This is a genomic window from Caballeronia fortuita (assembly GCF_001544835.2).
In the GTDB taxonomy this organism is placed as follows: Bacteria; Pseudomonadota; Gammaproteobacteria; order Burkholderiales; family Burkholderiaceae; genus Caballeronia; species Caballeronia fortuita.
In genome coordinates, this window is record NZ_FCNX02000014.1 from 188990 (window position 1) to 215491 (window position 26502).

A 26502-nucleotide genomic window follows, 5' to 3' on the forward strand; every position below is an offset into this window, starting at 1 on the left:
ACGTCAGCGCATATACAGGCCGCCGTTCACGTCCCAGCATGCGCCGTTAGCGAAGTACGCATCGGGCGACGCAAGCAGCACCGCGACATTGGCGATGTAATCGGCCGAGCCCAAACGTCCTACGGGAATGCCCGCGATCACCTTGTCGAGCTTGTCGGCGGGCACGCTCTCGTGCACGATCGGAAGATCGAGCGGGCCGGGCGATATCGCGTTGACGGTTACGCCTTGCGCGGCGAGATCGCGCGCGAATACTTTGGTCAGCGTGATCGCGCCGCCCTTTGCGGCCGCGTAATGCGCGCCCGTCGCGGAGCCGCCGTTTTGTCCCGCGAGCGATGCGATATTGACGATGCGCCCCGCGCCGCGATCCGCAAAATAGCGGCCGAAAACTTGACAGCCGAATAGCACGCTGCGCAGATTGATGTCGATGACCTGATCGAATTGCTCCGCGGTAATTTCCATTACAGGCACGACTTTCGATGCGCCCGCGTTGTTGACCAGCACATCGATACGGCCCCAGCGTTCATGCACGGCATCGCGCGCGCGCTCGAAATGCGCCTTCGATGTGACGTCCAATTCGATTGCGCATGCGCTGCCTTGATCCGTATCGAGTTCGCGTGCGAGTGCCTGCGTTGCATCGATGGCGATATCGGCCAAGGCGACCTTGTAGCCCGCAGCATGAAAGCGGCGCGCAACCGCCGCGCCGAGTCCGCGTGCCGCGCCCGTGACAAGCGCGATTCTGTTCGACATGTTCCAGTTCCCTTATTGAGCGAGCGCGGCTTCGATATGCGCCGCGACCGCGCAGACGTTTTCGTCCGCGCCCTTGCGCCCGACGATCTGCAGACCCGCTTTGAGCGATGCACCTTCGACACGAACCGGAAAGCTCAACGCAGGATGTCCGCTGAGATTGAACGGCCTGATCAACGACGACATCGCAATCACCGATGCTCCGGCACGCGCGGCTTCGAGCGTGATCGGAAACGCGGGCAGAGTGGGAAGCACGAGCACGTCGACGGCTTCGAGCGCGCGATCCACGGCGGCCGTGAAGATGCGCCTCACGTCTTCGGCGGCGGCGAGATCGGCGGCGGTCGTGTTGGCTGCGCCGCGCAACCGCGCATCGAGGTCCGCACCGAGCTTGCCCGTCTCGACGAGATGCCCGAACGCATGCCATGTCTCTGCATTGATCACGGCGAGACCGGCGCGAAAGGCATCGTCCATCGAATTGAGTTCGATATTGCGCGCGGCAAGTCCCGCGCGATGCACGGCGTCATCGACGGCATTTCGGATACTTTCCTCCGCGACTGCCGCAACGATGCCGACACGAAGCGCCGATGCGTTTCGCCGCGCGCTGTACGCATCGAAAGACGGATCGATCGCAGTCATTGCATCGATCAGCACGCGCATGTGCCGCGCGAACGGGCCGACGCAATCGAGCGTGCTTTCGACAGGCGCGACGCCGCGTCGCGATACGCGGCCGAACGTCGGCTTCAATCCGATCACGCCGCAGCAGGCCGCCGGTCCACGCACCGAGCCGCCCGTATCGGTGCCGAGCGCGGCATCGACGAGGCCGAGTCCTACAGCCGACGCCGAGCCACTCGACGAGCCGCCGGGAATGCGGGCCGCGTCTTGCGGATTGATCGGCGTCCCGGTGAAATCGTTGATGCCGGTCATGCCGAACGCGAGCTCATGCATGTTGGCTTTGCCGTTGATGCGCCAGCCCGCATCGAGAAGACGCTGCACGACCTCAGCATGTTCGGTGGCGGCAGGCGCATCGGCGAGCGCGCGGCTTGCGGCCGTCGTCGGATAACCTGCTATATCGATGCTGTCCTTGATCGCGATGGATGGACCATCGGTATCGTCGTGTCCGCGTAGATCGAACTCGCTGATGAATGCGCTCATGCGCTCGTCTCCTTGCGAGGATTCACTTGCCAGGGCGCATCGAAGAGACGCTCGGTGCGGAAATGCCGGATCAGCCACGGCTGATCTGCATCTCGATTGGAAGGCTCGAAATCGATCTCCAGCCGCGCCGCGATGAGTTGCGCTGTTTCATCGACATAACCGGACGCCTGCAACATGATCCAGCGCCCCTTGGCTTTATTGCCTTCAATCTCGATATGCTCCGACGTCAGAAAATGCACATTCGTCGAAAAATGCGGCGCGGGTGGCAGATAACTTTGAAGCATGTCGACGATTGCAGCGCGTCCTTGCAGCCGCCCGAACTTATGCGCGTATTGCGGCCCGATGCCTTCCCACACGGCATCATTGGTGAAAAGCGCGGCGAGCGATTCGCCTTCGAACGACGAGCCAGGCACATCGCACAGCGCCATATACCGCGCGATCGTCTTTCGCACTTCGTTCTGCGCTTCCAGCGCACAGAGTCGCGCGAGTAATGCATCGATAGTGATTTGCGTCATGGCGTCAAGCGTTATTCGCGGCGGCGGGCGGGACCGCTAACGCACGTCCGACGCGCGCCTCGATCTTTCCGTAGCGCCACAGGTTGTACTCACCGACGGGCGTCGTGCGATAGAGATTGCACACGGCAACGGCGGTTTCGAAATCGGCGACATCGGCCATGATGTAGAACGTCCACGGTGCACCATCGGACTGACCGACGACGAGCCGGTCATCGTCCATCACGCCGAGCACGCGCACGTTGTCCATCGCTTCGATCGCGGCGAGCATCTTGCCGTAGGCTTGCCATACTTCGCCGATTTGTTCGCGCGGCAAGTCGAAGAAGTTTTGCGTGACGCCGCAGCAGAACAAAACGCGCAACGGCAGATTGATGTTATCGGTCATGAGGCATTACTCCTTTTGTCATGCGATGAATTGGATCAGAGATAACCCGGAATCGGCGGGACACCGACAAAGACAGCGCCAGCGCCGTCGTAATTTCCTTCTCCGAGAAATGCGTGTTGTGTGACGACCATCGCATCGCGCATCAGGCGTTGCAATGGATGCGTGCGATAGATCGCCATCGTTCCGCCGAGTCGATATGCGCGATTCACGACATCCGCGCCTTCGCGTGCGATCTGCGTGGCGGAAAGACGCAAGAGGCTCGCTTGCTCGGGCGTGACTTCATTGCCCGCGAGAATCGACTGCCAGGCATCGTCGGTCGTGTCGTAGAAGAACGCGCGGGCGGAACGCAATTGCGCCTCGGCCTTTGCAAGCTCGATGCGGTAATACGCGCGATCGGCGAGTTGCGGCGCGCCGGTCGTCGTCTTGCGCCCGCCGGCCATATGATTCGCGACATCGAGCGCAGCGCGTGCGAGACCGAGATTCACGACGGCGAGCACTTGCGCGGCATAAGCGATGGTCGGATAGCGATAGAGGGGCTCATCGACCATCGATGCACCGCCGCGCACGAAAGTCCAGTCTTCCGCGACGAACTGATTCGTGACGCGCAAGTCATGACTGCCCGTGCCCTGCATGCCGACGACGTTCCAGCTCTCGACGATCTCGACCTGTGCGGGACGAAACACCGCAGTGCGCGGTTTGCCCGGCGCTTCGCCGGTCTTGCCAGTGCCGATGCCCACGCCGAGCCAGTCCGCGCCCTTGCAGCCGCTCGCGAATTTCCACGTGCCGTTCACGCGATATCCGCCCGGCGCGGGTTGTGCGTTTTGTACCGGGAAGAGGCCGCCCGCGAAGACCTGATCGGGTCCGTCCGCATAAATCGATGCCTGCGTCGCGATTGGCAACGCGGCAAGATAGAGATTGGCGGAACCGAAGCTCGCGACCCATGCCGCGGAGCCATCGGCGACAGCGATGCGTTCGATCATGTCGAGGAATTCACCGGGCGCGCGCGCATCGCCGCCAAAGCGCTTTGGTGTTGCTGCACGATAGATGCCGACGCGCTTGAACATATCGATGACATCGCGCGGCACGTGCGACAGCCGATCGAATTCGTCACGGCGCTGCGCGATTTCGGCGATGACATCGTCGAGTGTGAGCTTATCGGTTTGATTGGACATAGCGTCGCGAATAGCGACGGCGGTCGCGGAAGTTGACATGCGGAACGTCTCCTTTTCGTTTGTACCGCGCATGAAGGATGAATGGGACATGCGTTGAATCGCACTGATTGATGCCAGTCTAAAAACGCAAAAAGGTCGAAACAATTGGGAAGGCGAGCGTGCGATTCAGTGAAGCATCCCGGTCGGATAAAGAAATCTTTATCTGCATGCGTGAGCCGTCAGTGCTATGGTTAGTCTCGCAATCCTGCATCGTTCGCACGACGCCATGAACTTTCCCGCTGAAGACGATTTCCACCGCCTGCTCGACGCGCTGACGCAATGCGTGCTTCTGCATGACGCCCAGACGAAGGCTATCGTGTGGGCCAATCGCGCGGCCTGCGTCGCGCTTGGCTTTTCGGTGGAGGAATTGCTTCCGCTCAAGGCACACGACATGACGCGCGATGACATTCGATATCGACGCGAGATCGCCGTAGGCGCAATGGATCGTTCGATCACGGATGGCCCGCAAAGTTATGAATGGTGTTATCGCTCGCGCGCGGGCATCGACATGTTGTCCGAGGCGATAGCCACTTACGTCCCGCTCAAAGACCGCGCAGTGGTGATGGTGCAGTTTCGCGACATCAGCGAGCAAGAAGCGATGCGCCAGAAGCTGCGCGGCTACGAAGCGCGTTTGCGTGAATACATGCAGGATCTGGGTGAGGGCGTCGCGGTGCTGACCCCGCGCGGCAAGGTGAGCTTCGTCAGCGAATCGGGACGGCGCGTGCTGGGCGTGGCAAGCGACGCGCCGCTCGGTGTCGCGCTCGACTACGTGACGCGAGACGATCGCGACCGCCTCATCACTCAATTGCGAAGTGCGACGCGCCAGCATTCGACGCCCGCGCAACGTTATGCGATTACGCGCCGCGACGGTGCGAAGCGATGGCTGCGCATCACGTGCAGGCGCGTCGATATCGAAGAGGGAACGCTGGTGCATTTCCGCGATATCAGCGACGAAGTGGCGATAGAAGACGCGCGCCGCAACGAAGCGCGCATGTTCGAATACGCCGGACGCTATAACGCGATGGGCGAAATGGCGACGGCGATCGCGCACGAGCTGAGCCAGCCGCTTGCCGCCGTGCGCAACTTCATCGAAGGGGCGATTCAGCGGCTTGCGCAGCTCGATTCCATCGACAATGCGATCTGGGGTCTGCGCGCGGCGGACCGGCAGGCCGAACACGCGGCGCATATCATCAAGAGCGTGCGCGAGTTCATCGTAAAGCGCGAACCCATTGAAGCGCAGGCCGATCTTCGCGACGTGCTCGCCGATGTCGCCTACTTCATTCAACTTCGCGCGCGCGACGAAGGCGTGACGGTGAAGATCGAACAAGCGCGCGAGCCGTTGCCGATACGTTGCGAGCGCGTGCTGATCGGTCAGGTGATTCTCAACCTCGCGTTCAATGCGGTAGAAGCATTGAGCGGCGCGAGGCCATCCGCGGGCATCGTCACGCTTGCCACGGCGATGCGCGGCGAGACTGCGGAGCTGCATGTGATCGACAACGGACCCGGCGTGCCCGACGATGCACTCGAGCGCCTGTTCGATGGCTTTTCTTCGTCGAAAGCGGGCGGCAATGGAATCGGCCTGTCGTTGTGCAAGAACATCGTGTCGCGCCACGAAGGACGCATCTGGGCCCAACGCGCGGCGAGCGGCGGACTGCAATGCTGCTTCGCATTGCCTTTGTCTCATCGCGCAGATCGACACGACGTTCCGTGATCAAAGCAGAAAGCCGATGGCGCTCAGCGCTTCGGTCGAATCGATCAGGCGAATGACCTTCTCCACGAGTTTCGGATCGCCATTCGCCATGCCGATCTTGTGCGTGAGATCGGCTGCGAAGATCGTCGATACGCCGCGCTTGTACGCGACGATAACTTGCGCGGACTTTACCTCAACGACATCGGCGCTGTCGCTCGACAAGGTGAAGCGCGACACGGTGCGAACGGTGCGGGCGGCATCCGATGCCGATGCCGAATAGCCCGACGTCATGCGTTGCACGCGCAACTCGCGCATATGCTGATCGTCGTATGCGTAGTTCAGCGTGGCTGCGAAATCCGTCGCGTTCGGATCGATGGGCACGACATAGAAGCCTTGCGGGTCCCATAACTCCAGCCACGCGCGATAGTCGCGGCGATCCAGCATTTCCGCTTCGCGCCAGATGAATTCGATCGCGCGCGCGAACGTCTGTTGAGAGAAGAGTGCGTTGCGATCGTCCATCATGCCTGCTCCATCATTGCGCGCCATTGCTTATAGGCTTCGCGCATGCCGGTTTCGTCCGTGGCGTGCGCGGTCTTTTCTCCGTTCGATGCGGTCGTTTCGCGATTCAAGCCGCGATTCACGAGAATCGGCACATCGGGGCCGGCGTGCGAGCCGCGCTGCACGCGCTCCCATGCTTCGGCATCGTCGGGGCTGCCGAAGCCAAACGGACCTTGAAAGTGCTCGTGAATGCGCAGACGCACGCGGTTCGCTTCTTCAGGGCCGCCGTCCATCGCGAGCGCGACATGGCGAATCTCGGTTTCCTCGGCGGAAATGGGCCGCAGGACGCGGAAGAACGCCATCGACAGCGCGAGATTCGGAAAGAGATTCAGATTGAAGCCGACGCCCATCAACGAGCGCACGATGCGGCGCACTTCTTCGGGCGAGTGCTTTTCAGCGAGCTGTGCAGCGAGGTCGTTGAAGCGTTCGGGCAAGGGCGCGCCGTCGTCCTTGTCGAGATCGACGATTTCAGGCACCAGCACCGCGAGGCTGTGGCCGTTGCCGAGCGAGCGGCAAAACGCTTCGTCGCTCGTCATGAAGCTCGTGATAGCCGCGGCTGTCTCGTCGTCGATGGACTTCATCCACGATTTGTGCACGACCGGAAAGTGATAGAGATCGGTCGTGTTCTCGAGCTGAATCTTCCAGTTGCCCTTGAACTTGAACTTATGTTCGCCGTTGGCCTTGATCGGATAGCCTGCGCCTTGCTTCATGAAAAGATCGATCCACGGCTTCGCGCCGCCGAGAAAATCGTCGAGCGGTTCGATAGCTTCGTTGAAGCTCGCGAAGATCAATCCCTGATAGATTCCGACGCGCAGCTTCTTGAGCGGCAGATCGCCTTTCTCGCAGACGCCTTCATAGCCGTCGCCATAAGGCAGCGCACGCAACGTGCCGTCGAGTGCATAAGACCAGCTGTGATAGGGGCACGTAAAGCCCTTTGCATTGCCCTTATGCTCTTCGCAGACCGTCGCGCCGCGATGGCGGCAGCGGTTTTGCAGCACGTGCACCGCGCCCGCCTTGTCGCGCACGACGATCACCGGCTGGCGGCCGATCGTCGTCGTGACGAAGTCGCCGGGCTTCGGCAATTCGCTTTCGTGGGCGACCCAGATCCACGTTTTATAGAAGATGCGCTCGAGTTCGGCCTCGAAAAGATCGGCGTCGTAATAGAGCGACGGCGCGATGCGGTCCGCTTGCGCGCGACGGCCGAGCGCGCTCGTATCGATGATATGGGTTGTCGGCGTACTCATCGTATTGATGTGGGGTGAGGTTGATCGGCAAACACGAGGACGGCGATGAATCTCGGCACATCCTCTCGTTGACATCAGTCTCGCTTTGCGAAGATCATGCGTCAAATCGATTAAAAAACGGGTGCCGGATAAGTACGGCCGATATCTTGAGAGTTCCCCAATGACTTCCCTCGACCATGTCGATCTCAATCTGCTGCGCGTCTTTCAGGCGATCGTGGAGGAACGCAGCCTTACCAAAGCCGGCGAAAGGCTTGCGCTCTCGCAGCCGGCGGTAAGTTATTCGCTGGGCCGTCTGCGCACGCTGTTCGACGACACGCTTTTTATCCGCACGCGCGCCGGCATGCAGCCGACGCCCGTCGCGCTGGAACTTGCCGAGATCGTCGGACGTGCACTCGATACCGTGCGTGAAGCGCTGCGGTTCGCTGAGCGCTTCGATGCGGCGACGAGCAACCGAACCTTCCGGCTTTCGCTTTCGGATGCGGGAGAAATGGCGTATCTGCCCGCGATCTGCAAGGCGCTGCACGAAGTCGCGCCGCGCGTGAAGCTGCTCGTCGAGCCATCGCCAGTGGAAGAAATCGAAGAAGCATTGCGTTCGAGCCGGCTCGACTTTGCCATCGGCAATCTGCCGTCGCTATTGCCGCGCACGCGTCACGCGTTGCTCTTCGAGGAGGCCTATGTCTGCATGACGCGAAAGCGCCAAGGATTGCCCGAGGGCAAGACGTTGGCGCTCGATCCGTTTCTCTCAGCATCGCATGTGCAGGTGCGTTCGCTCGAGCATAGCCATCACGCGCTCGACGATGCTTTGCGCGCGCAAGGCGTCGGACGCAACATCGCGCTCGCGCTGCCGCATTTCGTCGCGGTGCCCGGTGTGCTCGCAGTGACGGATCATTTCGCGACGCTGCCGGAACGGCTCGCGCATATCCTCAATCGAAGCGACGCGTTCAGGATCTACGCGTTGCCGGTGCGGCTACCCAGAGCCGCGGTGACGATGCATTGGCACGAGCACTTTCACGAGGATGAGGGCATTGCGTGGATGCGCGCTCTCATGTCCGAGATCCTCGCGGGCTTCGACAAGTTGTGAACTCACAGGTTGAGCACGAGCACGGGTGAGCGCGAGCGGGAAACGCAACAGCAGATCACGCTGTTGCTGGCGCGCTCGGCCTGGCTCAGGCAATGGTCGCGATGCTCGGGCTCGCCGCTCATGACATCGACCATGCAGGTGCCGCATATGCCTTCGCCGCATGACGTGTCCACTTCGATGCCGATCGATGCGAGCGCATCCACGATCGATGTGGAAGCATCCACGCGCACGGTCTGTCCGCTGCTCGCGAGACGGACATCGAAAGTATCGAGCGACGCTTCGGTATCGGATTGCGGCTCGGCCTTGAAGCGTTCGAGATGAATAGCTTCAGCCGGTAGATGTCTTTTTGCGGTGTCCACCACGGCGTCCATGAAAGGCGCGGGACCGCATGTGTAGACGTGTGCTTGCCCTTGGGCATCGCGCAGGCAGGCATCGAGTTCATCAAAGAGTGCTTCGCGCTCGATACCGAAGTGAAGCTGAACGTGCTTGTCGAAGGGCGCGCGCGCGAGGAGCGGCAAGAACGCTGCATGGCGTTCGCTGCGCGCGAAATAATGCAGCGTGAAGGACGCATCGATGGCGAGAAGGCGATATGCCATCGAAAGCAGAGGCGTAATGCCGATACCCGCGCCGATCAGGATATGTTCGCTCGCGCCTTCTTCGAGTCGAAACAGATTGCGCGGCGCGCCGACCGACAGCTCGCTGCCGACGCCGACTTCGTCATGCAACGAACGCGAACCGCCGCGCGATTGCTCTTCCTTTTTCACGGCGAAGAGATGCGAGTCGCGGCATGCCGGATCGCCGCATAGCGAGTATTGACGTGTGATGCCGGACGGTCCCGTCACGTCGATATGCGCGCCCGGCTCGTAGGGATCGAAGGGCAGGCCGTCGATACGCGACACGCTGAACGAACGTACGCCATGCGCTTCCTCGCGCAAGGCGTCGACGCGAACTTTGAAGGTTTGAGCTTGCATGATGCTGCCTTTCCTGTGTTATCGAGGGACGATGCCTCGAGCGTAGCGCCCCTCGCCGGATAAGCAAAATAGATAAGAAATCGCACATCACATCAATTCGACGGATATCTTCATGTTGTCGTAGTCGCGGCTGGCGGCACGTTCTGGCGCGTATCGGCGGTATCGATCGTCACGCGCGTTTGATGTGCTTCGCCTTCGATACTCGCGCGATACTGCCTGCATCCGATAAAGAGCAGCACGGCGGCGAGCACGATCGCCACCGCGTCGATGATCGCCATCGAATTGCCGACGGCGAGCGGCGAGCCGAATACCTTGTCGGTAATGAGCGCGACGAGTGTCGTGCCAAGGCCCAACCCGACAAGATTCGATACGAGCAGGAACATCGCCGAGATCTGCGCGCGCATCTGATTGGGCGCAAGTGCCTGCATCGCAGCGGCGGACGTCGGCAACGGAAACGACGCGAAGAACATCGCCGCGACGAGCCATGCCAGAGACGCGCCGAGGCTCGTCGTCTGCGCGAACGCGATTGCCGGAACGAGCATGCACGCCGCACCGATCCATGCTGCGCGCATCGGCGCATCGGTGCGCCCGCGACGCAGCAGCCAGTCGTTCAGCCATCCGCCGCAGAAGACGCCCGTCGTGTTGGCAACGAGCATCACGATGCCGAGCATATAACCTGTCTCGACCGGCGTGAGTCCGAAGCGGCGCATATAGAACGCGGGCGTCCAGCCCATCAGGCAATACAGGCCCATCGCATAGAAAGAAAAACCGAGGTAATGGCAGAAGAACGTCTTGCGATGTTGCGCGATGAAACGCAGCGCATCGCTCATCGCGACGCGCTTTGCCTTGCCCGTTTCGTCTTGCGCGAGTCCCTTGCGCGCGGGATCGCGCACCGTCAGCATGAACACGAACGCGACGAGAAGCCCCGGCAATCCGACGACAAAGAAGGTCAATTGCCACGCGCGTAATTCGCCGACGAGCGGCAAGGTGAACACGCTCGCATGCTTGAGCAATGCGATGACATAACCGCCGACGAGAAACGCAATGCCGCCGCCGATGAACGAGCCGAGCGAATAGATGCCGATTGCGCGGCCCAGCTTTTCCTTGGGAAAGAAGTCCGCCAGCATCGAATAGGTTCCGGGCGACAGCGCCGCTTCTCCCACGCCGACGCTCATGCGCGACGCGAACATATGCGTGAAGCTCTGGCTGAGTCCGCATGCGGCGGTCGCGACGCTCCACAGCGCGATGCCCGCCGCAATGATGCGCGGGCGCGCGAAGCGATCGGCGAGATAGGCGATCGGCATGCCCATGACCGCATAGAACAGCGAGAACGCGAAGCCATGCAGGAGGCTGAATTGCGTATCGGTGAGGTGCAGGTCGCGCTTGATCGGCTCGATCATGAGCGCGAGCACTTGCCGGTCGATGAAAGAGAAGACATAAGCCAGCATGCAGATCACGACGACATACCATTCGTAGGCATAGCGCTTGCCGTTCGGCTTTTTCGTGCTTGGGGAATGCATTCTTGCGTCTCCGATGAATGCTGGTTTCTGGACGTGCACAAGCATTCGCGCGAGCCAGCGCCGCGCGAATGCGATCGAAAAGATGGGAAGAAACTGCGCTTACGTGCGGCGCGTTTCGTGCGTGTATTTCAGCGTGATGATCGTGACGAGTGCGAGCAGGATCAGGAAGACCGATACCGGCCAATAAGCGTGGTAATGCGCGAGCAGCGCCGTGGCGATCAGCGGGGAAAGTCCGCCTGCGAAGATCGATGCGACTTCATGGCCGAGCGCGACGCCGGAGTAACGCACTTCGGTGCTGAAGAGTTCGCCGACGAGCGAAGGAAGCGTGCCGATCATCGCACCGTGGCAGACCGCTGTGCCGAGCACGAGCGCGAGCCAGATGAGCGGCGTGGAATGCGTGCCGAGCAGCCAGAAAAACGGAAACGCCATGAATGCGAGCGATACCGCGCCGATCATATAAACCGGCTTGCGTCCGATGCGATCGGATAACTTGCCCCATAAGAGCATCGCCGCCATTTCGACGACCATCGCGAGCATCACGCCGGTCAGCATCGTCGAATTGGCGATACCTGCGAACTTGCCATAGACGAGCGAGAAAGCGAGAAAGATATATGCGCCGCCGTTTTCGGCCACGCGCAATCCCATCGCCATCAGGATCTCTTTCGGATGCCGCCTGATGACTTCGATAACAGGCATATGCGAAGTCTTGCCCGCGCGATCGGCGTTTTCGAAGTCGCGGCTCTCGGGCAGGTTATGGCGGATATAGACGCCGAGTGCGAAGATCGCGATGCTCGCGAGAAACGGCAGACGCCAACCCCACGAGACGAATTGTTCGTGCGGCAAGGCCTGCACGGCGAGAAACGCGCCCGACGAGAGTACGAAGCCTCCGCCTACGCCGAGCTGGCTCCATGCCGCGTAATATCCGCGCTTGTCGGGCGGTGCGCTCTCGCTGATCATCAATACGCCGCCGCCCCATTCGCCGCCCGAAGCGACGCCTTGCAGCAGCCGCAGCGCGACGAGCGCGGCGGGCGCCCATAGACCGACTTGATCGTATGTCGGCAGCAGGCCGATGCCGAACGTCGCGAAGCCCATGATGAGCAGCGTCCATACGAGCGAGGCGCGCCGCCCGTATCGATCGCCGATATGCCCGAACACGATGCCGCCGAGCGGGCGCGCAACGAATCCCATCGCGAACGCGGCGAAAGCGCCGAGCGTGCCGACGAGCGGATCGGCATTCGCGGGAAAGAACAATTGGCCGAACACGAGCGCGGCCGCCGTGCCATAGACGAAGAAGTCGTACCACTCCATCGCATTGCCAGCGACGGACGCAACGACGATCCGGCTGAGCGCACGGTCCTGAGTGACGGCGACGCGATCGTCGGAAGTCGAAGAGTGAACGGAAGACATGTGGGCTCGCTTGGGGAATGAGTGGGGCGTCGATGCTTTCGAAAGCCTTCGCTTGCCATGCAGTGTCGATGTGACAGATAGCCGCGTCAAATTCGCCGAAAAGGGATGCGCTTATCAGTGCGGCAAATATGCATGCGCATAAGCGGGCTTTATCGATAATCGCGCTTTTGACTGATTTGCCGCGCGGGTCTCGCGAACGCAGACTGCGGTCCACGCCTTTATCCCCAACGCCTTCATACAAGGACTCGCACGCATGAGACTTACTCTGGGCGCATCGCTCGCGCTGCTCGCCATCGCGGGCGCGGCACACGCGCAAAGCTCCGTCACGCTGTACGGCATCGTCGATGACGGCTTCAACTGGACCTCTAATTCCGGTGGCCATAACCTCTACAACATGTCGAGCGGCGTCATGCAGGCAAGTCGCTGGGGCTTGCGCGGCAAGGAAGATCTGGGCGGCGGGCTCGGCGCGCTGTTCGTCATCGAAAATGGATTCGACCTGAACAACGGCTCGCTCGCGCAGAAGAATCGCGGCAGCACACAAGGGCTGATGTTCGGACGCCAGGCGTATGTGGGTTTGTCGAGCGGCTATGGTTCGATGCTCTTCGGGCGTCAATACGATTCGGTGGTCGATTATGTCGGACCATTCGAAGCCGGCACGCAATGGGGCGGTTATCTCGCCGCGCATCCGGGGGACCTCGATAACATCAACAACGCTTATCGCGTGAACAATGCCATCAAGTTTGCGAGCCCGAACTATGGCGGCTTTACGTTCGGCGGTGTGTATAGCTTCGGCGGCATCGCGGGAGACGTCTCGCGCAATCAGGTGTGGTCGCTCGGCGCGGGCTATGCGAATGGACCGCTGACGCTCGGTTTCGGCTATCTGAATGCGCGCAATCCGAACGTCGGCTTCTTTGGCGACAACGGCGCGAGCACAGCGCCCACGGCAAGCGCAAACTTCATTTCATCGCCTGTCTATAGCGGTTACGCTTCGGCGCGCACTTATCAGGTGATCGCGACGGGCGCCGCTTATTCGTTCGGTGCGGCCACGCTCGGCGCGACGTATTCGAACGTGCAGTTCAGGAACCTCGGCGATACCGCCGCATCCGGACCGAATCCTCGCGGCTACAGCGGCAATGCCACATTCAATAACGTCGAAGTGAATTTCAAGTACCAGGCGACACCCGCGCTGCTGCTCGGCGCGGCCTTCGACTACACGAAAGGCGGCGACGTCGATTCCGCGAGCGGCGCGAACCCGGGCGCGAAGTATTACCAGGGCGCGATCGGGGCTGACTATTTCCTTTCGAAGAGAACGGATGTCTATTTGATCGGCGTGTATCAGAAAGCATCCGGCACGGATTCGACCGGAAATTCGGCGGTTGCCGCGATCAATAACCTCACGCCATCGACGAGCGAACGTCAGAGCACCGTACGCGTAGGCATCCGGCATAAGTTCTAAAGTGATGTCTGAAGTGTGCTTGAACGGGCGTGCGCCTATACACGCGCGCGCGCGTTTTTCAATCGTGCATTGCTAGCATTGCGCGACAGGCGCCACTCGGAAAAGAATGGATAGCTTGACGACAAAAAATTGAAAACTTATAAGCAGTCGCATCAAAGACGACGCAAGTAGCAGGAGGAGGGCATGTACGCCAATTATGAAACCTTTGAAGACGCCGACCGCCACGCGCACGCGCTGACGGGATGGGAGCAGCGCTACGACCAGGTTGGCGAGGGCGCCTTTCGCAGCACGGTAAAGCAGGTTTCAGTCGCCGGCGTGCAGGTCTTTCAGGAATCCGCGAACGTTCGCATCGTGCAGCGCGGACAGTTGCCCGCCGGTTTCGTCACGTTCGGGCTTGTGCTCGGCGGTGGCGCGCCGTTCTCGTTTCAGGGCGTGCGGGTCGATGAAAACGCGCTCGTCGTCGCACCCGGCGACAAGGAGTTCCTGTTGCATTCGCCGCCCGATATGTCGATGCTCGGCGTCGCTATCGATGCGAAACTGCTCGCTGCCGCAGCGGATACGGCGGGCGTCGATGTCCAGGACGAGATTCTCGCCCGGCACGTGCTCAACATTCCCGGCGCGGCCGGCGCGCGCGCGGGCAAGCGCATCATCGCGGCGGTCGAGACCGCGCTCGCGGACCGCGATGCCTTTTCATCGGGCGAAGGCGCGCATCGCTTCACGCATACCGTGACGGAAAGCATTCTCGATCTGCTGACGTTTCATGTGCCCACGCGCGAAGATCGCTTGACGTATGCGTGTCGCGCTGATGTCGTTCGGCGCGCGCATGATCTCGTGCTCGCGCGCCCCGAGCAGCCGATTTCGGTGCTCGACCTGTGCGATAAGTTGCGCGTGAGCCGCCGCACGATTCAGAACAGCTTTCAATCGGTCACGCAGATGAACCCGGTGAGCTATCTGCGAGCAGTGCGTCTTGCACAAGTGCGAAGGCTTCTCACAACGACATCGCAGCACGAAGTGCCCGTTCGCGAAGCCGCGATGCGCTGGGGATTTTCGAACCTCGGGCACTTCGCGAGCGATTACAAAAGTCTGTTCGGCGAGCTTCCCTCGCAAACCCCGCGCGCACGCTGATCGCCGCATAGCGCATTCACCATTGCCGATATCGCCCGCATGAACTCGGCGCGATATCGGCATTGCCTTTTTGAAAGCGCGCTTTAATAAAAGTCGCGTCTCTGTCGGCTCCCTTTCTAATGCTCCATTTCGGCACGCACGCGCTGCCGGTTACGAAGTGCTCTTTTTTATTGTCGTCTTTAGAGTCGTCTCGACGATAAACAAGGAGGAGCACGATGGAGATGAGACGGCTGGTCACCGCCATGGGGGCCTTATTGTATGGACTGCTTGCGTGTCAACTGCACGCGGTCGCGGCCGAAAAGCCGGAGGAACTGACGGTGGCGAAGGTGCCGCCGTATAGCCCGCATCGTGTGTTCGTGACGGACGTATCGTTCGCGAGCATGACGGACGCGCGCGTTCACGTGTTCGATGGCGATACCAGACGGTTCCTCGGTGAAATCGATGCAGGCTTCGCGCCGGGCTTCACGATCTCGCCCGATCACAAGACGAGCTATGTCGCGACGACGTATTTCTCGCGTGGCAGCCACGGCGCGCGCACGGACGTGGTCGAGATCATCGATAACGCGACGCTCGAAGTGACCGGCGAAATCGAGATTCCGGCCAAGCACGGTCAAACCGTGCCGACGCCGTACAGCACGATTCTTTCGGAAGACGGCAGCCGTTTGTATGTGTCCAACATCACGCCGTCGACGTCGGTCACGGTCATCGATACGGCCGCGAAGAAAGTGCTCGGCGAGATCGATACCGATGGCTGCGTGCTCGCGTATCCGAGCGGCAACGACCGCTTCTCCGCACTGTGCGAGAGCGGCAAGGCGCTGACTGTCAGGCTCGATGCAGCGGGCAAGGAAGCGAGCCGAAAACTCTCCGATGCGTTCATCGACGTCGACAAGGATCCCGCGTTCATCAACGCGGTGCGCGACGGCAATCAGTATGTGTTCACCACGTTCCTCGGCAACGTCCGCACGGTGGATTTCTCCGGCGATGCACCGGTGTTCGGTACGTCGTGGTCCTTGCTGAGCGATCAGGAACGCAAGGCGGGCTGGCGTCCGGGCGGCTTGCAACAGACCGCGCTCAACACGACGAGTCATCGTCTTTACGTCGCGATGCACAAGGGCGCGGACGGTTCGCATAAGGAGCCGGGCACGGAGATCTGGGTCTACGACACGCAAACCAGAAAGCGCGTGTCGCGTTGGGATCTCGCGAAACAGAAGATCGATCCGCTGCTCGCGATTCAGGTCAGCACCGACGAAAAGCCGCTGTTCTACGGCCTCACGCCGACATCCGATCTCGTCGTGCTGGATGCGACGACCGGCAAGCGTCAGCACGTCGAGAAGCAGCTCGGCACGACGTCGACATTGCTCCTCAACCCCTGAGGTGACGCGATGATCGATCCCGTCATTCTCATGGTGTGCATCGCGTCCGCGACGATCATCGCGCTTGCGAGCACGGCGCCGAAGTGGCGCGAGCCGTCGCGGTTTCGCGCATCGCTCGATGCGTTCGCGCTGCTGCCGGCATTCGCGGTGACGCCGTTTTCATTCGCGTTCCCCGCACTGGAAGCAGCAGGCGCGATCGGTTTGTTGTTCGCCGATACCCGCATGGTCAGCGCCATCGTGCTGACCGCGCTCTTCGCGCTCTTCGGTGCGGCGCTCGCGATCAACGTGTTGCGCGGTCACACCGATATCGATTGCGGCTGCACGGGTTTCATCGCAGCGAGCGCGTCCAGGTCGATCGGCTGGTGGCATGTCGCACGCGCCGCAATGCTTGCCGCGCTCGCCGCCGCCGCGCTCATTCCCGCAAGCGGTCGCGCGCTCGTATGGTTCGACTATTTGAGCGCGGGCGCCTGCACGCTCTTCGCCGTCGCCGCGTGGTTCACGCTCGACGTGCTGCTGCTCAATCTTCCCAAGCTCGATTCTCTGAGGAATTCATGATGCAAACCGCCCTGATGATTTCGGCCGCACTGTCGTGGGCCGCTTTGCTCGCGCTCGGCGCGATCTGTCTCGCACTCGTTCGCCAAGTCGGCATTCTCTACGAACGCATGATGCCCGCAGGCGCACTGATGATCGACAAAGGCCCGGCAGTCGGCGCCATTGCACCGGTGTTCGAGTTGGGCGATATCGCGGGCCGCGCGGTGAAGGTCGGCGGCCTGTCCAACTCGAAGCGCAATACGCTCGTCTTCTTCCTGTCGCCGACATGCCCGGTCTGCAAGAAGCTGCTGCCCTTGCTCCCGTCGATTCAGGCGCGTGAAGGCGCGGTCGACATCGTGCTCGCAAGCGATGGCGAATTCGAAGAGCACGCGGCGTTCTATCGCAAATCCGGTCTTTCGCAGTATCCGTATGTGCTCTCGCAGGAACTGGGCCTTTCGTATCAGATCGGCAAGCTGCCTTATGCCGTACTGCTCGATGAAGAAGGCAAGGTCCGCGCGAAGGGTCTCGTGAATACGCGTGAACATCTGGAAAGCCTGTTCGAAGCAAAGGAACGCGGTGTCGCGTCGCTGCAGGAATTCGTGCATGGCAAGCACGATGATCACGCGCATCACGATCACTCGGGCCAGGTCGGGCAGCACGCCTGAAGACGCCGATCAATCATTCATTCCTACAGGTGAGCGTTCATGAAATGGCTGGATTCATTCTTCGAACATAAGGCGCGCGGCGTCGCGCAGCGCAGTTCGCGCCGCAGTGCGATGGCGAAGCTCGGCAAGGTGCTGGTTGGATCCGCGATGGTGCCGCTGCTGCCGGTAGATCGCACCGCGTATGCGACCGAGCCGAAGAAGCCGGGTGCATCGGCAAGCGACGATCCGACGAGTTGCGACTACTGGAAGTATTGCGCGATCGACGGCTGGCTTTGCAGTTGCTGCGGCGGCACGTCGAGCAGTTGCCCGCCGGGCACGACACCTTCGCCGATCACGTGGATCGGTACGTGCCGCAATCCGCACGATGGCTCCGACTACATCGTGTCGTACAACGATTGCTGTGGCAAGACGAGTTGCGGACGCTGCTTCTGCAATCGCAACGAACGTGAGAAGCCGCTCTACAAGTTATCGCTCAACAACGACATCAACTGGTGCATGGCGAACGGCAATTCGAATTACCACTGCTCGGTATCGGTTTTGTTGGGAGCGGCAACGCAATGAAGACTGCAACTGTGTTGATGACGGCGCTCGTCGTCGGCGCGATGGTTTTCGCTACCGGCGCATCGGCGCAAACGGTGCATTATCCCGGCGGCAAATCGACCTTCGATGGAAAGTGCGCAGTGTGCCATCAGGCAGGCGGCAAGGGCATGGATGGACTCGCGCCGCCGCTCGTCGAGTATCCCGGTAAGTATGCGAGTTCGTCCGATGGCCGCGCACAGCTCGGACATACCGTGATGTACGGCATGTTCGGTCCGATCAAGGTCAAGGAGAAGAGCTACAACTTCAAGATGCCGAGCTTCGCGTCGCTGTCCGATGAAGAGATCGCCGACGTGCTGAACTACGTCGTGTTCGATCTGAACGCGCAGCACGGATCGGCAAAGCCCTTCGATGCATCCGAGGTCAAGGCGTGGCGTGCGGGTCCGCTCGATCAGACCGCCGTGCATCAGCGGCGTGAAGCGGTCGTGAAGGGCCTCGGGCTATGAAGGCGCGCGCGGTCGTCGCTGCTGCGATGCTGGCCGCGTTGTCGGCGACAGCTGCATCGCAGACGTACGATGCCGCCCGCGCGCGGAAGGACTGGGTGCTCAATTGCATGGGATGCCACACCGCCGACGGCTCGGGCATTCCCGGCAAGGTGCCCGCATTGCGCAACTCGCTCGGCCATTTCGTATCGCTCGCCGAGGGGCGGCAGTTCGTGATGCGCGTGCCGGGCGCGGCCAATTCCGCATTGAACGATGCCGAACTCGCCAACGTCCTGAACTGGCTGCTCGCGACGATGAACGAAGAGTCTCGGCCCGCATCGTTCAAGCCCTACACGGCGGACGAAGTCGCGGCGCATCGCCGGCCCGCGCTCACCGATGTCGCCCGTGCCCGGATGAAGCTCGTGAAGGAATTACAGGAGAACGGCGTCGACGCCGTCCCTGAACATTACTAGGAGACACCAGGATGAACGATAGCCAGCATCTCGCGATGCTCGATTCGACGCGCGCTTTTATCGCGTCGGCAAAGCACATGTTGATCGACGGCGCATGGGTGCAAAGCGCAAGCGGCGCGATGCTCGACGTGATCGATCCCGCTAGCGGCGCATTGCTGGCACGCGTGCCGAGCGCCGATGAAACCGATGTCGATCGTGCGGTGCAAGCCGCGCGCCGCGCATTCGACGACTCCGCGTGGTCGCGCATGAAGCCGACCGATCGCGAGCGCCTCTTGTTGCGCGTCGCCGATCTCATCGAAGCGAACGCGCGTGAGCTTGCTGAAATCGAATCGCTCGATAACGGCAAGCCGGTGACGGTCGCGCAAGGTCTCGATGTGTCGATGGCGGCGCAATGCTTCCGCTATATGGCCGGCTGGGCGACGAAGATCGAAGGCAGCACGCTCGACGCATCGATTCCTTATAGTCCGTCCAACGAGTTTTTCGGCTACACGCGCAAGGAGGCCGTGGGCGTCGTCGGTGCGATCATTCCGTGGAACTTCCCCTTGCTGATGGCATCGTGGAAACTTGCGCCCGCGCTCGCGACGGGCTGCACCGTCGTGCTCAAGCCCGCCGAAGACACGCCGCTCTCCGCGCTGCGTCTCGCGATGCTGATGGAGGAGGCGGGCATCGAGAAGGGCGTAGTCAACGTCGTGACCGGTCTCGGCCGCACGGCGGGCGCTGCGCTCGCGCGTCATCCGGGTATCGACAAGATCGCGTTCACGGGTTCGACGCCGACCGGAAAAGCTATCGGTCATGCGGCGCTCGACAACATGACGCGCATGTCGCTCGAACTCGGCGGCAAGTCGCCGGTGATCGTGCTGCCGGATGTAGATATCGACAAAGCCGCGCAAGGCGTCGCCAACGCGATCTTCTTCAACTCGGGGCAAGTGTGCACGGCGGGTTCGCGCGTCTATGTACACGAGAAAGTATTTGACCGCGTGATGGAACGTGTCGCGGCCATTGCCGATTCATTACCGATGGGTCCGGGGCTCGATGCATCGACGCAGATCGGCCCGCTTGTTTCAACTCGGCAGATGGATCGCGTGCTGGGTTATATCGAAGCGGGACGCGACGAAGGCGCACGTGCAATCGCGGGCGGCGCGCGCAAGGAAGGCGCGGGCTTCTTCGTGAAGCCGACCGTGCTCGTCGATACGGATCATTCGATGAAAGTCGTGCGCGAAGAGATCTTCGGCCCGGTTCTTGTCGCGATGCCGTTCAACGATATCGACAACGTCGTCGCGAAGGCGAACGACACGCCGTATGGTCTCGGCGCGAGCATCTGGTCGAACGATCTGTCGGCGATTCACAAGCTCGTGCCGCGTATCAAGGCGGGCACGGTATGGGTCAACTGCCATTCGCTGCTCGATAACGCTATGCCGTTCGGCGGCTTCAAGCAATCGGGTTTCGGGCGTGAGCTCGGACGCGCGGTGATCGACATGTACACCGAAACCAAGTCGGTGCTGATCCATTACGCGTGAGGACGCTCGCATGACCACTAAAACAATTGCGCGCCAGCTCGTTTCGACGGCGGCGCTCGCCGTGTGCGCGAGCGCATCGGCGCAAAGCAACGTGACGTTGTACGGTACCGTCGATGCCGGGATAACCTATACAAGCAACCAGCAAGTCACGAACGCGGACGGAAGCGTCGGCTCGGGGCATAACTTCGCATTCTCGGGCGGCGATCTCGTACCTTCACGCTTCGGTCTGCTCGGCGTGGAGGAGCTCGGCGGCGGCCTGCAAGCGAAGTTCAACGTGGAGAACAGCTTCTATACGGGAACCGGTAGCTTCGTGCAGGGCGGGGCGCTCTTCAATCGTCAGGCGTGGGTCGGACTCGCGCACGAGCAGTTCGGCACGCTGTCGTTCGGTCGTCAATACGATTCGTATTCGGATTTCCTCGGGCCCTATGTGTCGAGCAATTCATGGGCGACGCTTTATGGCTCGCATATTGGCGACGTGGATAACCTCAATGAAGCGTTCAACTTCAATAACGCGATCAAGTACACGAGCCCGGACTGGAATGGCTTCTCGGTCGGCGGCACGTATAGCTTGGGCGGTGTTGCGGGCGATTTCGGGCAACGGCGCGGCTATGCGTTCGCGGCGGCTTATACGCGATTGCCGATATCGATCAGCGCGGGCTATCTGAATCTGCACAATCCGCTCGATGCGGCATTGGGCGGTGCGAGCGGCTATATTGGCGATTTCGCGTGTTCCAATCCGTCCGCGCTCTATTGCCAGTTGCAGAACGCCGAAGCATTGAAGGCGTATGGCGCGGGCGCATCGTATGCAATCGGGCCGGCGACCATCGCGCTGACTTATACGCATAGCCGTCTCGAGCATAGCCAGTACTTCGCCGACAGCGCCAATCCGCAAGGCCGTAACATCGCGTTCGATATCGGCGAAGTGAATCTGACTTATGCGGCCACGCCGTTTCTGCAACTCGGCCTCGCCTATATCTATAACAACGCGAAGCCGGACGGCGCATCGTCGACGCGCTTTCATCAGTTGAACGTGGGCGCGAATTACGCGTTGTCCAAACGCACCGCGCTCTATGGCGTCGCGATCGTGCAGAAGGCGGTGGGCGCGGGACTCGGTATCGATCCCGCGACGGGCGGCCCGGCGAATTACGCGCAGATTCCCAACGTGCCCAACTCGAACAGCGATTGTCAGTTATCGGTGACGCTCGGCGTTCGGCATAACTTTTAGGCTTTCCGAGGCGTGCTTTGACCCGGCCGAGATGTTTCTCCGCCGGGCTTTTTTTCGTTTGCGCACCGTATTCTTCAATCAATCTCATGGATGGATATCGGCATATATGATTGATTTGACCGATAACATCGCGTCGTTTAATTTCGTTGCAGATCAAACGAAACGGAGACGCAGGTCGTGTCATTTCCCTTCATCGGCATCGAAAAGATCGAGACGATGCTCGTCGATGTGCCGACGATTCGCCCGCACCGCCTGTCGGTCGCCACCATGAATTGCCAGACGCTCGTGATCGTGCGTGTGACGTGCACCGACGGCATCGTCGGATGCGGCGAAGGCACGACCATCGGCGGACTCGCCTATGGCGAAGAAAGTCCCGAAAGCATCAAGACCAATATCGATACGTACTTCGCGCCTCTGCTCAAAGGCATGGATGCGAGCCGGCCTGGGGCAGCGATGGCCAAAGCTCGGGCGCTTTTCCAAGGCAATCGCTTCGCCAGATGCGCGCTCGAAACCGCGCTCTTCGATGCCCAGGCGCAACGCCTGAACGTGCCGCTTTCGGAGTTGTTCGGCGGACGCGTGACGGATCGCGTCGATGTTGCATGGACGCTCGCGAGCGGCGATACGGGGCGCGATATCGACGAAGCGGAGCAGATGCTCGACCGCCGCAGGCATCGCATATTCAAGCTGAAGATCGGCACGCGCGCGGTCGCTGACGATGTCAAGCATGTCGTCGCCATCAAGCATGCGCTTGGTGATCGCGGCGATGTGCGCGTCGACGTGAATCAGGCATGGAGCACGAGCGATACGGTATGGGCCGCGAAGCGTTTCGCCGATGCGGGCGTGAGCCTGATCGAGCAGCCTGTCGCCGCGCACGATCACGCGGGCCTTGCGCGGCTCACGCAACTCGCACATGTGCCCATCATGGCCGATGAAGCGCTGCACGGTCCCGCCGATGCATTCGCGCTCGCGAGCACGCGCGCCGCCGATGCTTTCGCCGTGAAGATCGCGCAATCGGGCGGCCTCGCGGGCGCAGCGAGCGTTGCGTCGATTGCGCGGGCGGCGAACATCGGTCTCTATGGCGGCACCATGCTCGAAGGCGCAATCGGCACGATCGCATCGGCGCAGCTATTCAGCACCTTTGGCGAATTGCGCTGGGGCACGGAGTTGTTCGGGCCGCTGCTGCTTACCCAGGACATTCTCACGGAGCCTTTGCGCTACGAGAACTTCGCGCTTCATTTGCCGCAAGGGCCGGGACTCGGCATCACGCTCGACTGGGAGCGTATCGAACGCATGCGCCGCCACTGACCGATTAGAACCGAACAACGCAGCACCCCACATATACCGATTCACGGAGACATCGACAATGAACAGAGACACCATCGACGCGCTGCTTCAAAAGATCAACGACAGCGCCACGAGCGAAGGCAATGCGCGTACGAAGACCATTGTGAATCGCATCGTGCGCGATCTCTTCTATACGATCGAAGACCTCGATGTGACGCCTGGCGAGTTCTGGGCCGCGCTCAACTATCTCGGCGAAACGGGGCAAAGCGGTGAGTTCGGCCTGATCGCGGCGGGCCTCGGTTTCGAGCATTTTCTCGATGCGCGTCTGGACGAGAAAGAAGCGAAGGCCGGTCTCGAAGGCGGCACGCCGCGCACGATCGAAGGTCCGCTCTATGTGTCGGGCGCGCCGGAATCCGTGGGCCATGCACGGCTCGACGATGGCACGAGCTTGGGCGATACGCTCGTGATGCGCGGCCGCGTGCTGACGCAAGAGGGCAAGCCGCTCGCGAATGCACTGGTCGAAGTGTGGCACGCAAATCATCTGGGCAACTACTCGTACTTCGACAAGTCGCAGTCCGCGTTCAATCTGCGCCGCTCGATCCGCACCGATAGCGAAGGCAACTATGCGTTCACGAGCGTCGTGCCCGTGGGTTATAGCGTGCCGCCTGGCGGCAAGACGCAGCAATTGCTCGACCAACTTGGACGGCACGGACATCGTCCCGCGCATATTCACTTCTTCGTGTCCGCACCGGGTTATCGCAAGCTGACGACGCAGATCAATATCGACGGCGATCCGTATCTGTGGGACGATTTCGCGTTCGCAACGCGCGACGGCCTTGTTCCCGAAGTGAAGAAAGCGGAAGGCGCGCAAGGCAAACCGTATGGCGTCGAAGGTCGCTTTGCACTGATCGATTTCGACTTCACGCTGTGCAGCGAACGCGATGACGTACCGCGCACGGAAGTCGAGCGTGTGCGCGTGGCGCTCTGAACGCAAGCGTATTGCCTGCCTCCGCCGGAGACGGCGGAGCGTCGCATCACTTCAGGAGCGACCATGCTGTTTCACGTCGAGATGACGGTCAATCTTCCGCACGACATGACGAGCGCGCGGGCGGACGAACTCAAGGCGCAAGAGAAGGCGATGGCGCAGCAGTTGCAGCGCGAAGGCGTGTGGCGTCATCTGTGGCGCATCGCGGGACGCTATGCGAACGTCAGCATCTTCGATGTCGAAAGCCCCGCGCATCTGCATGACGTGCTGAGCCGTTTGCCGTTATTTCCGTATATGTCGATGGAAGTCACGGCGCTGTGCAGACATGCATCGTCGGTGAGGGAAGGGGACGCATAAGCATGAGCGTGCGATCGTTGTTACGATCTCGGCATGAACGATAAGCTCGATCAACATGCCGATCTGTTCGGCGTCGATGGCTGCAAGGCGGGATGGTTCGTCGCGAAGCAATGCGGGCGCAGCGGGACGATCGCGACGGATGTCATCGCCCGCTTCGCGGACCTGCTCGACTGGACTCGCGCGAATGCGATCGTGGCCGTCGACATGCCGATCGGCCTGTCATCGAACGGCACGCGCACATGCGACACGCTTGCCCGCAAAATGCTCGGCCGTCCGCGCGCCAGTTCGGTTTTCTCGCCGCCGGCGCGCGCGGCATTGGCGGCATCGGACTATGAAGAAGCGTGCGCGCTCAATCACGCCGCATGCGCAAAGCGCATCTCGATCCAGGCATTCCACATTCGCAACAAGATCGCCGAAGTCGACGATGTAGTGCGCACGCGCGCCGGTGCTGCGGCGCGCGTCTTCGAAGTACATCCGGAACTGAGCTTCATGCATCTGCGCATGGAAGAGGGCGGACCGTCGCACGGCTTGCGCGAAAGCAAGGCACATGCGCCGGGATTCGCCTTGCGTCATGCACTGCTCGTGCAATGCTTCGGCAGCGCGATCGACACGGCGCTGGCAGCGCGCAAGTCCGCGCAAGCATCGCGCGACGATGTGCTCGATGCCTTCGCCGTGCTATGGAGCGCACGCCGCATCGCTTCGGGAAAGGCCTTTCGCTTGCCGGAAGCGATCGAGCACGATGCGGCGGGCGTCCCGATGACGATCCATTGCTGAAAGCGCGACGTCATCCGCCTTGCCTGCGATAGTGCGCCACGTGCAACGCCTTTATGCGATCCGCGAATTCATCGACGGGGCCATCGACCACGATATCGTCGACGACTTGCTGAATCGGCAGTGGCCGCACGCGTCCCGGCCGGGCGCCGAGCTCGGTGCGCCAGCGCGTGAACTGCTCGCCCGACGCCGCATAAACGATGCGCCCCAATCCGACCCACGCATGGGCCGCCGAGCACATCGGGCAATGCTCGCCTGACGTGTACACGACGGCATCCTTGCGCTCCGCTTGCGGAACGTGCTCCGCCGCCCATTTGGCGATCGCGAATTCCGGATGCCGCGTCTGATCGCCGCTGCTTACGCGGTTGCGGTCTTCGAAAAGCACGCGCCCGTCTTTCGAAACGAGCATGGAACCGAAGGGCTCGTCGCCGTTGTCGAGCGCTTCCTGCGCCAGTTCGATGCAGCGGATCAAATGCTTCTTGTCGATATCGTCGATCATGGCGTGCGCTCCTTGTCTGACTGCCGGACTACGATGTTAGCGAACCAGCGAATAGCGAAAGGCTTTTCTCGATGCGCTGCAAACGGCGGGAATCGGGCTACGACGACCGGCAGGGCGGTATAAAATTGAGACGTACTTGTCTCGCGCTCGAAAGCGCCGCTGCCATGGAAACTCATTCGGGCAAAGAAGCCTCCCGCAAACGGATGACGCCGCGCACGCTCAACGTGCTGACGGCGCTCATCGGCCTGGCCACGCTTGCGTTGGGCGTGGCGTGGCTGATCTATACGTGGATAGTGCATCTGGAAGTGCCGTACTTCGCGATTCCGCTCGTGCTGACGGTGCCGGTAATCGTCGCGGTGGCGTTCCGGAATTGCTGGGACTGAAGCGTTTCGATGCGCGTCCGAACGTCCACGCAAAAGAAAACGCACCGTGGCGATTCGATCGCGACGGTGCGTCTGAATGTCGTTGGTAGGCTCGATTGGACTCGAACCAACGACCCCCACCATGTCAAGGTGGTGCTCTAACCAGCTGAGCTACGAGCCTACGGAAGCCGCGAATTATAGGGGAAAGTTTCGCGTTGTGGGGATTTTTGAGCGAGGAATTTTTTACGAGGTTCTGCGAGGTTCGCGGCCTAAGCGGCCAAAGGATATGCGTCGGTTTACATAACACAAATTATCGAATGATTTGTTGTAGGTCCCAAGTTCAGATGTCGTGTTTGCGCCAAGTAGAGATGTCGCGTTTTGACGT

At 61.1% G+C, this 26502-nt stretch carries 29 protein-coding genes and 1 tRNA gene; 17 read left to right on the top strand and 13 right to left on the bottom strand.

The features are described 5' to 3' along the window. Positions 1-3: 3 nt before the first annotated feature. Genes AWB77_RS25340 through AWB77_RS25360 form a run of 5 tightly spaced genes read right to left on the bottom strand, consistent with a single transcriptional unit; the run spans position 4 to position 3965 of the window. Positions 4-747: an SDR family NAD(P)-dependent oxidoreductase gene (locus AWB77_RS25340; RefSeq protein WP_061137199.1), complete on the bottom strand. Its 744-nt coding sequence runs from the start codon at positions 745-747 to the stop codon at positions 4-6. 12 nt (positions 748-759) lie between these two features. Beyond that, positions 760-1896 (bottom strand): amidase, encoded by a 1137-nt coding sequence (locus AWB77_RS25345; protein ID WP_061137200.1) that lies wholly within the window; start codon positions 1894-1896, stop codon positions 760-762. Then, a complete protein-coding gene (locus AWB77_RS25350) occupies positions 1893-2411 on the bottom strand; it encodes a nuclear transport factor 2 family protein (RefSeq protein ID WP_061137201.1) in 519 nt (172 codons plus the stop codon). The genes AWB77_RS25345 and AWB77_RS25350 overlap by 4 nt, the downstream gene beginning before the upstream one ends. A 4-nt stretch (positions 2412-2415) precedes the next feature. Further along, positions 2416-2793 (bottom strand): hypothetical protein, encoded by a 378-nt coding sequence (locus tag AWB77_RS25355; protein ID WP_061137202.1) that lies wholly within the window; start codon positions 2791-2793, stop codon positions 2416-2418. Between the two features lie 35 nt (positions 2794-2828). Further along, entirely contained in the window at positions 2829-3965 is a 1137-nt protein-coding gene (locus AWB77_RS25360) for an acyl-CoA dehydrogenase family protein (RefSeq protein ID WP_244158645.1), read from the bottom strand. 265 nt (positions 3966-4230) lie between these two features. On the opposite strand from AWB77_RS25360, the gene AWB77_RS25365 reads away from it, so the two are divergent. After that, positions 4231-5715, top strand: coding sequence for a sensor histidine kinase (locus AWB77_RS25365; protein ID WP_061137203.1), 1485 nt, complete (start codon positions 4231-4233; stop codon positions 5713-5715). Here the strand turns inward: AWB77_RS25365 and AWB77_RS25370 are convergent, their stop codons facing one another. After that, the gene (locus tag AWB77_RS25370; RefSeq protein WP_061137204.1) at positions 5716-6216 is read right to left on the bottom strand and encodes an aromatic-ring-hydroxylating dioxygenase subunit beta; all 501 of its coding nucleotides are present in this window, start codon (positions 6214-6216) and stop codon (positions 5716-5718) included. Next, entirely contained in the window at positions 6213-7496 is a 1284-nt protein-coding gene (locus AWB77_RS25375; RefSeq protein WP_061137205.1) for an aromatic ring-hydroxylating oxygenase subunit alpha, read from the bottom strand. The genes AWB77_RS25370 and AWB77_RS25375 overlap by 4 nt, the downstream gene beginning before the upstream one ends. Before the next feature lie 160 nt (positions 7497-7656). Here AWB77_RS25375 and AWB77_RS25380 point away from each other — a divergent pair, with 160 nt between their 5' ends. Continuing rightward, positions 7657-8577, top strand: a complete 921-nt coding sequence (locus AWB77_RS25380) for a LysR family transcriptional regulator (protein ID WP_061137206.1) — start codon at positions 7657-7659, stop codon at positions 8575-8577. 2 nt (positions 8578-8579) lie between these two features. On the opposite strand, the gene AWB77_RS25385 is transcribed toward AWB77_RS25380, so the two are convergent. The 3 genes from AWB77_RS25385 to AWB77_RS25395 form a co-directional block, all read right to left on the bottom strand. Continuing rightward, a complete protein-coding gene (locus tag AWB77_RS25385; RefSeq protein WP_061137207.1) occupies positions 8580-9548 on the bottom strand; it encodes a PDR/VanB family oxidoreductase in 969 nt (322 codons plus the stop codon). 110 nt (positions 9549-9658) lie between these two features. Continuing rightward, positions 9659-11068 (bottom strand): spinster family MFS transporter, encoded by a 1410-nt coding sequence (locus AWB77_RS25390; protein ID WP_061137208.1) that lies wholly within the window; start codon positions 11066-11068, stop codon positions 9659-9661. A 99-nt stretch (positions 11069-11167) separates the two neighbouring features. Continuing rightward, complete coding sequence (locus AWB77_RS25395) at positions 11168-12475, bottom strand: MFS transporter (protein ID WP_061137209.1); 1308 nt, start codon at positions 12473-12475, stop codon at positions 11168-11170. 253 nt (positions 12476-12728) lie between these two features. Between AWB77_RS25395 and AWB77_RS25400 the strand changes: the two genes are divergently transcribed. Both AWB77_RS25400 and AWB77_RS25405 read left to right on the top strand, forming a co-directional pair. After that, positions 12729-13931: a porin gene (locus tag AWB77_RS25400; protein ID WP_061137210.1), complete on the top strand. Its 1203-nt coding sequence runs from the start codon at positions 12729-12731 to the stop codon at positions 13929-13931. Between the two features lie 183 nt (positions 13932-14114). Beyond that, on the top strand, positions 14115-15056 hold the full coding sequence (locus AWB77_RS25405; RefSeq protein ID WP_061137211.1) for a helix-turn-helix domain-containing protein: 942 nt from the start codon (positions 14115-14117) through the stop codon (positions 15054-15056). 16 nt (positions 15057-15072) lie between these two features. Here the strand turns inward: AWB77_RS25405 and AWB77_RS36505 are convergent, their stop codons facing one another. Continuing rightward, entirely contained in the window at positions 15073-15300 is a 228-nt protein-coding gene (locus AWB77_RS36505; protein WP_167354178.1) for a hypothetical protein, read from the bottom strand. On the opposite strand from AWB77_RS36505, the gene AWB77_RS25410 reads away from it, so the two are divergent. The 12 genes from AWB77_RS25410 to AWB77_RS25465 all read left to right on the top strand — a co-directional run bounded on the left by AWB77_RS25410 (position 15299) and on the right by AWB77_RS25465 (position 25259). Continuing rightward, the gene (locus AWB77_RS25410; protein ID WP_244158642.1) at positions 15299-16429 is read left to right on the top strand and encodes an amine dehydrogenase large subunit; all 1131 of its coding nucleotides are present in this window, start codon (positions 15299-15301) and stop codon (positions 16427-16429) included. The genes AWB77_RS36505 and AWB77_RS25410 overlap by 2 nt on opposite strands. A gap of 9 nt (positions 16430-16438) precedes the next feature. Then, on the top strand, positions 16439-16984 hold the full coding sequence (locus AWB77_RS25415) for a MauE/DoxX family redox-associated membrane protein (protein ID WP_061137213.1): 546 nt from the start codon (positions 16439-16441) through the stop codon (positions 16982-16984). Beyond that, on the top strand, positions 16981-17625 hold the full coding sequence (gene mauD, locus AWB77_RS25420; RefSeq protein WP_061137214.1) for a methylamine dehydrogenase accessory protein MauD: 645 nt from the start codon (positions 16981-16983) through the stop codon (positions 17623-17625). Before AWB77_RS25415 ends, mauD begins: the two co-directional genes overlap by 4 nt. Positions 17626-17664: 39 nt before the next feature. After that, positions 17665-18186, top strand: a complete 522-nt coding sequence (locus AWB77_RS25425; protein WP_035501898.1) for a methylamine dehydrogenase light chain — start codon at positions 17665-17667, stop codon at positions 18184-18186. Next, entirely contained in the window at positions 18183-18668 is a 486-nt protein-coding gene (locus AWB77_RS25430; RefSeq protein WP_061137215.1) for a c-type cytochrome, read from the top strand. Before AWB77_RS25425 ends, AWB77_RS25430 begins: the two co-directional genes overlap by 4 nt. Next, the gene (locus AWB77_RS25435) at positions 18665-19117 is read left to right on the top strand and encodes a c-type cytochrome (protein WP_061137216.1); all 453 of its coding nucleotides are present in this window, start codon (positions 18665-18667) and stop codon (positions 19115-19117) included. Before AWB77_RS25430 ends, AWB77_RS25435 begins: the two co-directional genes overlap by 4 nt. An 11-nt stretch (positions 19118-19128) precedes the next feature. Further along, a complete protein-coding gene (locus tag AWB77_RS25440) occupies positions 19129-20634 on the top strand; it encodes an aldehyde dehydrogenase family protein (RefSeq protein ID WP_061137217.1) in 1506 nt (501 codons plus the stop codon). 10 nt (positions 20635-20644) lie between these two features. Continuing rightward, entirely contained in the window at positions 20645-21859 is a 1215-nt protein-coding gene (locus tag AWB77_RS25445; RefSeq protein WP_082852757.1) for a porin, read from the top strand. Between the two features lie 177 nt (positions 21860-22036). Further along, the gene (locus AWB77_RS25450) at positions 22037-23164 is read left to right on the top strand and encodes a muconate/chloromuconate family cycloisomerase (protein WP_074168967.1); all 1128 of its coding nucleotides are present in this window, start codon (positions 22037-22039) and stop codon (positions 23162-23164) included. 58 nt (positions 23165-23222) lie between these two features. Continuing rightward, the gene (gene catA, locus AWB77_RS25455; protein ID WP_061137218.1) at positions 23223-24131 is read left to right on the top strand and encodes a catechol 1,2-dioxygenase; all 909 of its coding nucleotides are present in this window, start codon (positions 23223-23225) and stop codon (positions 24129-24131) included. Between the two features lie 63 nt (positions 24132-24194). Next, the gene (gene catC, locus AWB77_RS25460; protein WP_061137219.1) at positions 24195-24485 is read left to right on the top strand and encodes a muconolactone Delta-isomerase; all 291 of its coding nucleotides are present in this window, start codon (positions 24195-24197) and stop codon (positions 24483-24485) included. 33 nt (positions 24486-24518) lie between these two features. Next, on the top strand, positions 24519-25259 hold the full coding sequence (locus AWB77_RS25465) for a DUF429 domain-containing protein (RefSeq protein ID WP_061137220.1): 741 nt from the start codon (positions 24519-24521) through the stop codon (positions 25257-25259). 10 nt (positions 25260-25269) lie between these two features. Here AWB77_RS25465 and AWB77_RS25470 read toward each other — a convergent pair whose 3' ends face one another. After that, a complete protein-coding gene (locus AWB77_RS25470; protein ID WP_061137221.1) occupies positions 25270-25755 on the bottom strand; it encodes a nucleoside deaminase in 486 nt (161 codons plus the stop codon). 164 nt (positions 25756-25919) lie between these two features. Between AWB77_RS25470 and AWB77_RS25475 the strand changes: the two genes are divergently transcribed. Then, positions 25920-26138: a hypothetical protein gene (locus tag AWB77_RS25475; protein WP_061137222.1), complete on the top strand. Its 219-nt coding sequence runs from the start codon at positions 25920-25922 to the stop codon at positions 26136-26138. Between the two features lie 83 nt (positions 26139-26221). On the opposite strand, the gene AWB77_RS25480 is transcribed toward AWB77_RS25475, so the two are convergent. Then, positions 26222-26298, bottom strand: a tRNA-Val gene (locus AWB77_RS25480). Between the last annotated feature and the right edge of the window lie 204 nt (positions 26299-26502).